At 72.7% G+C, this 8188-nt stretch carries 7 protein-coding genes; all 7 read right to left on the minus strand.

Annotated features, from left to right (window positions below):
* Positions 1 to 994 (minus strand): extracellular catalytic domain type 1 short-chain-length polyhydroxyalkanoate depolymerase (locus AOK09_RS16730; protein WP_055588013.1); only part of this gene is annotated, 994 nt, incomplete at its 3' end.
* Positions 995 to 1396: 402 nt separating this feature from the next.
* On the minus strand, positions 1397 to 2437 hold the full coding sequence (locus AOK09_RS16735; RefSeq protein ID WP_063795979.1) for a PaaX family transcriptional regulator: 1041 nt from the start codon (positions 2435 to 2437) through the stop codon (positions 1397 to 1399).
* A 212-nt stretch (positions 2438 to 2649) separates the two neighbouring features.
* Complete coding sequence (locus tag AOK09_RS16740; RefSeq protein WP_055588014.1) at positions 2650 to 3117, minus strand: DUF3237 domain-containing protein; 468 nt, start codon at positions 3115 to 3117, stop codon at positions 2650 to 2652.
* A complete protein-coding gene (locus AOK09_RS16745) occupies positions 3114 to 4796 on the minus strand; it encodes a CocE/NonD family hydrolase (RefSeq protein WP_055588010.1) in 1683 nt (560 codons plus the stop codon). Before AOK09_RS16745 ends, AOK09_RS16740 begins: the two co-directional genes overlap by 4 nt.
* Positions 4793 to 5281, minus strand: coding sequence for a MarR family winged helix-turn-helix transcriptional regulator (locus AOK09_RS16750; protein ID WP_055588011.1), 489 nt, complete (start codon positions 5279 to 5281; stop codon positions 4793 to 4795). The genes AOK09_RS16745 and AOK09_RS16750 overlap by 4 nt, the downstream gene beginning before the upstream one ends.
* Entirely contained in the window at positions 5278 to 6537 is a 1260-nt protein-coding gene (locus AOK09_RS16755) for a flavin-dependent oxidoreductase (protein WP_055588012.1), read from the minus strand. Before AOK09_RS16755 ends, AOK09_RS16750 begins: the two co-directional genes overlap by 4 nt.
* Before the next feature lie 192 nt (positions 6538 to 6729).
* Positions 6730 to 7755 carry a LacI family DNA-binding transcriptional regulator gene (locus AOK09_RS16760; protein WP_175609309.1) on the minus strand — a complete coding sequence of 342 codons (1026 nt, stop codon included), beginning with the start codon at positions 7753 to 7755 and terminating at the stop codon, positions 6730 to 6732.
* Between the last annotated feature and the right edge of the window lie 433 nt (positions 7756 to 8188).

Raw genomic sequence — 8188 nt, forward strand, 5'->3', positions numbered from 1 at the left:
GAGCGGAGGTCGGCGGAGTCGAGGTGGGCGGCGCGGAGGTCGGGGGAGTGGAGGCGTTGAGGCCGAAGAACTGGATGGCGTAGGCGGCCATCCCGCTCTGCGGCAGCACGTGCCCGGCGCCCTGGATGCTGTAGGCCTCCACGTCCACCTTCCCGGACGAGTCGGCGAAGCGCTGCCGGGTCCATCCCGACTGCGGGGTGTCGGTGGACGTCGGTGTCTGGCTGATTCCGAACACGTTGGTCCACTGCTTGATGTCCTCGGCAAGCAGCTGGTACGGCACGAGGGTGTCGCTGGTGCCGTGCCAGAGCTGGAGCGGCGGCCGCGGACCGCTGTATCCGGGGTAGGCCTGTCGTACCAGGTCGCCCCACTCCTGCGCCGTCTTGGTCATGCTTCCGCCGGTGCACTTGCTCGTCCCGGGCGGGTAGTCCGCGGCGTTGGCGAAGCACCCGAACGGCACGCCCATGAAGGCCGCGCCCGCCTTGAACACGTCGGGGTAGAGGGTGAGCATCTCGTCGGTCATCATGCCGCCGGACGAGCTTCCGGTGGCGTACACCCGGCTCGGGTCGCCGTTGTAGTGCTGCTCAACATAGTTGATCATGGAGACCAGAGAGACCGGATCGCTTCCGCCGCCGCGGTGCTTGGCCGCGTCCGACCAGGTGTCGAAGCAGTTGCCGAAGCCCGCCGACTGGGTCGCGGTCGGGTAGATGACGATGAATCCGTAGCGATCGGCGAGGGAGGCGAACTCGCTGCCGGAGTAGAAGTTCGGCCCCGAGCCGCCGCAGCCGTGCATGGCCAGGACGATGGCCGGCTTGGCGGGGCGGGCGTCCGGGACATAGACGTACATCTGCATGTTGCCCGGGTTGTCGCCGAAGTTCGTCACCTGGGTCAGTGACGCCGCCGAGGCGGGTGCCGGCATGACGAGGGCTAACAGCGCGAGGCCCGCCGACACGAAGGCGGCGATCAACCTCGCCGGCGTTCTGCGTGGAATCTTCATCCCCTGACTCCTTTGGGTACGCCGGACGGCGCCCGGACGGGCGTCCGTGCCAACGGGGGGAGGGCGCCGGCGCGGGCGTGCCCGTGACGCAGGCGCGGCTGTGTGGCTGGTGGGGTGCCGGCCGACCCATGGGGTCGTGGCGGCGGGCTGCGCAGATCCGCGATGCCGGTCGGAGTGCCGGGGTGCGGGCCACTCCCGGAGGGCCGGCGATCGCTGCCGGGCTCGTGGACGCCCCGAGCCTCATGTAACAATTACCGTACTCAGCGGACATAAAACCGTCAACTGACGGTTCGCGGTCAATCAACGCCGGTCGGTGAGACGCGCAGCCCGCGGCACGACCCCTGGTCCCGGGACCCGGGCCGGCCATGACACCGGGTGGCGTCCGTCAGTTCTGAGATTCCGTCAGGTTCGGCGTCGCACTCGGCCGGGCACCGGCTGGGGACGGCGAGCGGGCCGGGCGTCCCCCGTGGCCGGGGCGTTGTCGGCCTTCCCGTGCCACACGCCCGCGAGCAGGTCGGCGGTGGTGTGCGCACCGACGCCGAGGTGCGGGGCGGAGGGCGGCGCGGCCACCGTGCGGACGTGCTCCTGGGCCGCCGCCGCGAGACCGTCGTAGACAGCGGTGAAGATGTCCCGCACCTGGTGCCGTCGCCAGCCCGGTGGCATGCAGCGCATCGGCAGCAGTGGATCGAGGACGCGGAACCGGCGGTAGGTGTCCATCACCTCGGTCCGCGCGCACACCGCCTCGGCGCCACTCACCTCACCGGCTCGAATCCCCGCCAGCAGCGGACTCCACCGGTCGATGAAGGACGCGTACTCCTCGGCGATGGCGTCGATGTCCCATGCCTCCAGCGGATCGCGGCGGACGGTCTGGTCCAGCTCCACGTGCTGGGCCCGGAAGACGGTCAGCGACCCCGAGCCGACCTCCGCCAGCTCCTCCCGCGCCCTTGAGGTGAACTGCCGGGGTGAGGCCCACAACCCGTCGTACAGCGGCGCGTACCCGAGCCAGCGGAGATGCCCCCGCAGCGTCCTGCGCTCGGCACCGCTGCCCTCGGGAAGGGAGAAGGCGATGAGTGTCCACGAGCCGTCCCATGCCTCGGCCTGCTCGGGGAACGCCACGATGGAATGGCCTGAGATCGACAGGTTGACCGCGGCGGGGTCGGTCAGGCGGTAGGAACTGTGGCGTCCCTGACGGCTGTTCTCCAGCACGCCCCGGCGCGAGAGCCGGCTGATGGCGGTACGGCCGGCGGCCGGAGTCACCCCGAACTCGCCGAGCAGCGCCACGATCGCCGCCGACGGGACGAACGCGCGGGTGCGCAACGTGTAGTCGGCCAGCAAGGTGACCGCGAGGCTCTGCGGTGAGCCGCCGGCTCGCCGGCGGGGAAGCCGTACCGAGCCGGCCTCGTCGTCGGGGAAGATCTCGTTGATGTCGAAGGGACGGACCACGACATGCGACTGTACTGAGGTCGTCCCTCCGGGGTGACGCAACGTCGGTTTTAGGCAGGGGCCCGGCTGCGCCGCCCCGGGCAGGCGCGCCGGGGTGGGCGGCGGGCACGGCCGCGACCGGCATGGGCGACGGAGCGGCGCCCGCAGGGCACCCCCCGGGACGGGACGCACTCTGCGGCGACGTCACAAGGAGGCCGGCAGCGATGACCTTCTCATGTCACCCGGTAGGCGGTGTAGCGCACGCGGTCGGCGTCGCGGATCGCGGACGCGACGAAGAGGGAGTGTTCCAGCGCGGCGAGCCGTGGTGCGGAGGTCTCCAGGTGCACCCCGAGGCGGAAGTAGTACTGCGAGGGGTCCACGGGTTCGCCGCGCAGCAGCGCCTGCAGGACTTCCGGTGGACCGCTGCGCACCCCGAAGGTGCGCAGGTAGAGGTGCTCACCGGCCGCTGTGCGCGCGCTGTAGCGGGTGTCGATCTCGATCGCTCCGTCGGGCCGGACCAGCTGCCAGTCGGCGCCGCCGGGGAGGATCTGCGCGTCGACCAGGCCGCGTACGTGCCCGCCCGTGATCGGCACGATGCGGCGGTGGCCGGCCCTGGTGGTGCCGTGGTCCTCCAGGCGGCCGAGGTGGGCTTCGACCTCGAAGGCCGGTTCGAGTCCCGGTACCGGCGGTGCGGCGGTCATGAGGCCCACACCGGCAGGTCGATCCGGGAGGGGAGGGCGGTGTCGTGGGAGATCTCCTGCTCGGCGCGGACCACGGCAGCGGCCGTGACGGCGGGTTCGCCGGTGCCGGGGTTGCGGGCGTAGCGGGGATGCGCGCCCGAGCTGACCTGGACACCGATGCGGTGACCGGCCGCGAACCGGTGGAAGGCCGGCCACAGCGGCACTTCCACCTCTCTGAAGCCGTCCTCGCCGGGCGGTGGGTCGGTTGCGGCCGTGCCGATGCTTCCGATGCGGCGGATGCCGTCGCAGACGGTCATGGAACGGCCGTCGGGGTGCACGTCGCAGATGCGGACGAACACGTCGGCGCTGGGCGCGGAGGAGCGGAACCGGATCCGGGCGACCGGCTCGCCGGCGACGGTGACGGCTTCCGCCAGCGGGGTGCTGCGGAAGACGGCGACATCGGCGCGGCGTTCGTGTGCGGCGTTGTCGACCGGTCCCGAGTCAGGGTTCAGGCTGGGGCCCCCGACGGCGGGCGTGGGATCGTCGGGATCGTAGGTCCAGCGGGTGACCCCGCCGTCCGGGGCGGCCGGGTCGAGCAGTCCGGACGCATGCGGGTGCCAGGACCGTACCGCGGCGCCCGGCGGCGGCCATGCGGGCAGGTCGTGCCACTGCTGGGCACCGGTGAGGAAGGCGCGGACAGGGGCGACGCGGGTGCCGGCCGCACCGGCGAAGTGCTCCTTGAGGAAGGCCACGGACTCGACGAAGGACGGGCCCTCGCCGCCGCCGATGTGGCCCCACGGGCCGACCGTCAGACGCGGCGCCCGGCCGGCGCCCGCGAGCTGGGCGTAGGTCCGCAGCTGCCAGGGCAGGAAGATGTCGTGCCAGCCGGTGCTCATGTAGACGGGTGCGGTGACGTCGGGCACCGACGCCGTGTGCGACTGCTGTGTCCAGTAGTCGTCGGTGAGTCTCTCGTGGCCGACCCAGTCCTGGTACCAGCTGATCGGCCGTCCGGAAGCGGCGGTGTCGGCGGCGCCCAGTGGCAGCACGTCGAAGGCCGCCTCCAGCTTGCGGTCGGGCAGCGGCAGGAGGCGCCGCAGCAACGCCGCCGGGCCGCTGCGGCCCATCAGGTCCATCCACCGTGACCAGCCGAGTGCGTTGCGCAGCGAGAAGGCCCCGTTGTCCCAGGTGATCGCGCCGAAGTCGGGCATCGTGTTGAACAGGCAGAGCGCCTCGGGCGCGTGGCCGGGATCCTCGCGCTGCATCCGCCCGGCCACCGCCCACTGGGCGTACCCCAGGTAGCTGGGGCCGTAGGTGGCGACCGAGCCGGTGAACCACGGCTGCTTCCGCACCCACCGGTGGGTGGTCATGCCGTCGCGTTGCTCGTTGAGCTGAGGCTCGAACGTCCCGCCCGATCCCCCCGTGCCGCGGCAGCTCTGGACCACGACGGTGAAGCCCTCGCGAGCCAGCGCCGGGGCCTGGGTGGGCACGCTCCCGCGGCCGTACGGTGACCGGATGACGACCGTGGGCAGGGGCGGGGCCACCTCCCCGGTCGGCGTGTAGACGTCGGTGAGCAGCTCGACGCCGTCGTCCATGGGCACACGCAGCCTGCGCCGCACCGTGAAGTCGTGGGGGCCCGGGGTGACTCCGGGGAGCTGCCTGGTCTGCAGGCGCCGCGACAGCAGTGCGCGGATCCCGGTCATCGCGTGTCCTTCGGGTCGGACGGCGGGCTGGGCGGTGCGGCCAGCCGCTGGGTGGTGATGGCGTCGCGCAGCCGTTCCAGCGCCGGCAGCGCGGCGGCCAGTGCCCGACGCTCCGCGGTGGGCAGCGTCGCGGCCGCCTCGGCCACCAGCGCGGCGCCGGCACGGTCGAACCGTTCGAACAGGTCGAGCCCCTTCGCGGAGACGGCAACCTGCACCTGGCGGCGGTCGTCGGCGTCCGGACTGCGGGTGACCAGACCGGCGGACTCCATGGCGCGCAGCAGATTGCTGACCGTGGGGCGGCTCAGGTCCAACCGCCCGGCCAGCTCGCCGGGGGTCGTGGTGGCGCCCCGGGGCAGGGCCCTGATGATCTCGATCTGGGCGTCGGGGATCTCCGGCAGGTTCTCGGCCCTGCGGGCTGCGGCCAGCAGCGTACGCCGCAGCGGCGAGATGACGGCGGCCAGTCGGGCGGGGTCGAAGTCGCTCACCGGCCGCTGCCCGGCGGGGTCAGGGACGGTCGGCTGTTGAGCGCCTCCGGGTCGAAACCCGCCGCCCGCTTGTAGGAGGCGGCGATCTCGGCCAGCTCGCCCGGCGGGAAGACCTCGCCGATGTCGCCGAAGCCGTGCGGCGCCCGTTCGTGGGCCAGCACCATGACCCGCTCGGGCCCTTGCCGGCGGTTGCTGTGCACGAGCGCGGTGGTCACCGGGCGGCGGTCGGTCTCATAGCGGGCGAGGGCCTGCGCGACGTCGGGCGCGGTCGCCAGATGCAGCGCCAGCGTTCGCGCATCCAGGATCGCCTGGGACGCGCCGTTGGAGCCGTTGGGGTACATGGCGTGGGCGGCGTCGCCGAGCAGCGTGGACCGGCCGTACGTCCACCGGTCGAGCGGGTCGCGGTCGACCATCGGGTATTCCAGGATCTCCTCCGCGGCCGCGATGACGGCGGGCACGTCGAGCCACTCGAAGCGCCAGTCGCGGAACAGTGCGACGACCGGAGTGGGGTCGACGGCCCGGTTCCAGTCGGCGTTCCCGCCGTCCGTGCCGTCCTGACGCCGTTCGGCGATGAAGTTGACGCGTGCGTGCCCGGACGCGTCGGGCGGGCCGACGGGATAGGCGACGAACTTCTGCTCGCCGTCACCTGCCATGATCATGGTGCGTCCGTCCAGGTAGACCGGCACGCGTGCGGTGCCCCGCCACAGCGTCAGGCCGTTCCAGCAGGGCGGACCCTCCTGCGGGGAGTGCTGGCGGCGCAGGACGGAGTGGATGCCGTCCGCCCCCACCACCACATCGGCCCGGACACGGACCGCACCCTCCTCGGTGTCGAAGCAGGCGACATCGGCATCCACGCCGTGCTCGACCGCGACCAGTCGGTGCCCGGTCCGGACCGCCTCGGGGCCCAGCCTGTCGCGTACCGCTTCCAGCAGCATCGACTGCAGCCGCCCGCGGTACACCGACACCTGCGGCCACCGGTAGCCGGCCTCCAGGCCGCGGGGCTCACTCCAGATCCGCTGCCCGTGCCGGTTGTAGTAGGCCAGTGTGCCGGGAGCGACCGCCAGTTCGGCGAGCCGGTCACCGAGGCCCAGCTCCGTCAGCTCGCGCACGGCGTGCGGGAGCAGGTTGATGCCCACTCCCACCGGCCGCAGCTCGGCGACCCGCTCGTACACCCGCACGTCGCGCTGTCCGGCCTCGTGCAGGCTCAGGGCCGTGGCGAGCCCGCCGATGCCGGCCCCGGCGATCACGATCGTCATCCGAACTCCTCCGCTCCGCGACGGGAGGTAGTTTTGAGGCAAAACCATTGACTGTCAAGGGGCTTGTACGCTCCCCGCCGGGCTCGCCGACAGCGGGGGCGGGTTCGGCGACAGAGCCGCGCCGTACGACCGGAAGCGCTTCCAGAAGTGCGGCGGGGGACGTCCCCCTGAGCGGTGGTTGTCCTGCGGGCGTCAGGGGGAGGTGGCGGGTGCGGACTGCCGTACGGACAGCCGGGTGGGCAGGATCAGAGGGCTCGGATCCTGGCCGTCGATGGCGCTGACCAGCATGCGTGCCATCTCGTGCCCGAGCGCTCTGACGGGTTGGTGAACGGTCGTCAGAGGGGGGTTGGTGAACCGGGCGCTGGCCAGGTCGTTGAACCCGATCACGGCCACGTCCTGAGGGACGCGCCGGCCGCGTCGGGTGAGCGTCTGCAGGGCGCCGATCGCCATCCCGTCCGAGGCGGTGAAGACCGCGTCCAGCTGGGGGTGGGCGTCCAGCAGTTGCTCCATGGCCTCGGCGGCCCGGTCCTCCTGGAAGTCGCCGGAGGCGACGTCCAGGAGGGGGATGCCGGCCAGGGTGAGCCCTTCGCTGAAGCCCTGTTCACGGGCGACGGAGGCTCGGGTGTCCACCTGGCCGGTGATCATCACCGGACGGGTCCTGCCGGTGCGTGCGAGGTGTTCGGCGGCCAGTCTGGCACCGCCCCGGTTGTCGGCGTCGACGTACCAACGGGGTTCTCCGGTCAGCGGCAGGCCGCCGAAGACGACGGGGACCTCGGACTCCTCGGCCAGCCGTCCCAGGGGGTCGTCCCCGCGCAGGGCCATCAGCATGATGCCGTCCGTCCGCCGGGAGCGGACCATGGTCTGGAGGCGTTCCCGGCCGCGTGGGGAGTTGGCCAGGACAAGGATCAGTTCCAGGTCCGTCTGTTCCAGAGCGGCGCTCACGCCCACCACCACCTCGGCGAAGAAGGGGTCGGCGAACAGGCCGGTCTCGTCGCTGGAGGCGGCGAGCACCACTGCGCCGACCTTGCGGGTGGCCAGGGCCCGGGCGGTGGAATTGGGCACATAGCCCAGTTCGCGCACCGCCCGCTCGACCGCCTCGCGTTTGGCCCGGCTGACGTGCGGGACGTTGTTGATCGCGCGTGATGCGGCGGTGCGGGAGACGCCCGCTCGCTGGGCCACCTCGTCGAGGGTCGGCATGCGCCTGGGCGACGACTCCATCGAAAGACTTGCTCCTCGGCTTCACACGGCGGGCGACAGGGCAATGGTCCCACGTGCACCGCCGTGCGAGACGTGGCCCCGGGGAAGGATCAGGGCGATACCCGGCCCCGGTCGCCGCCCGGCCCCGGCAGCGCTTCCGGTCGGCCCCCGGCGGGACGCCCCGAGCACCCGCCGCGGCCGCCGTCGCACCCTTCCGGACGGCGGCAGGAGACCGGTTCGGTCCGGACTCCCACCCGGCGACGGGGCCTCCGCGTCCGGCGGACATGGCCGAACCCGGCACTCGGCGGACGCCTGCAGGCGTACCCGGGCGCCCCGCGGCTGCGCCCGTCGCGGGACGCGGCCCTGCGGGGCGGGGCCGGGAGAGACCGGGTGCGGCAGCCGGTGCGCGCACGCCGCGAAACCCCGCCGCACCGGGGCCCGGGTGGAGGCGTGG

It is taken from the genome of Peterkaempfera griseoplana (assembly GCF_001418575.1).
Lineage (GTDB): Bacteria > Actinomycetota > Actinomycetes > Streptomycetales > Streptomycetaceae > Peterkaempfera > Peterkaempfera griseoplana.

Coding starts and splice junctions, on each gene's coding strand:
- AOK09_RS16760 (WP_175609309.1), bottom strand. CDS start 7,755: ATGGAGTCGTCGCCCAGGCGCATGCCGACCCTCGACGAGGTGGCCCAG.
- AOK09_RS16755 (WP_055588012.1), bottom strand. CDS start 6,537: ATGACGATCGTGATCGCCGGGGCCGGCATCGGCGGGCTCGCCACGGCC.
- AOK09_RS16745 (WP_055588010.1), bottom strand. CDS start 4,796: ATGACCGGGATCCGCGCACTGCTGTCGCGGCGCCTGCAGACCAGGCAG.
- AOK09_RS16740 (WP_055588014.1), bottom strand. CDS start 3,117: ATGACCGCCGCACCGCCGGTACCGGGACTCGAACCGGCCTTCGAGGTC.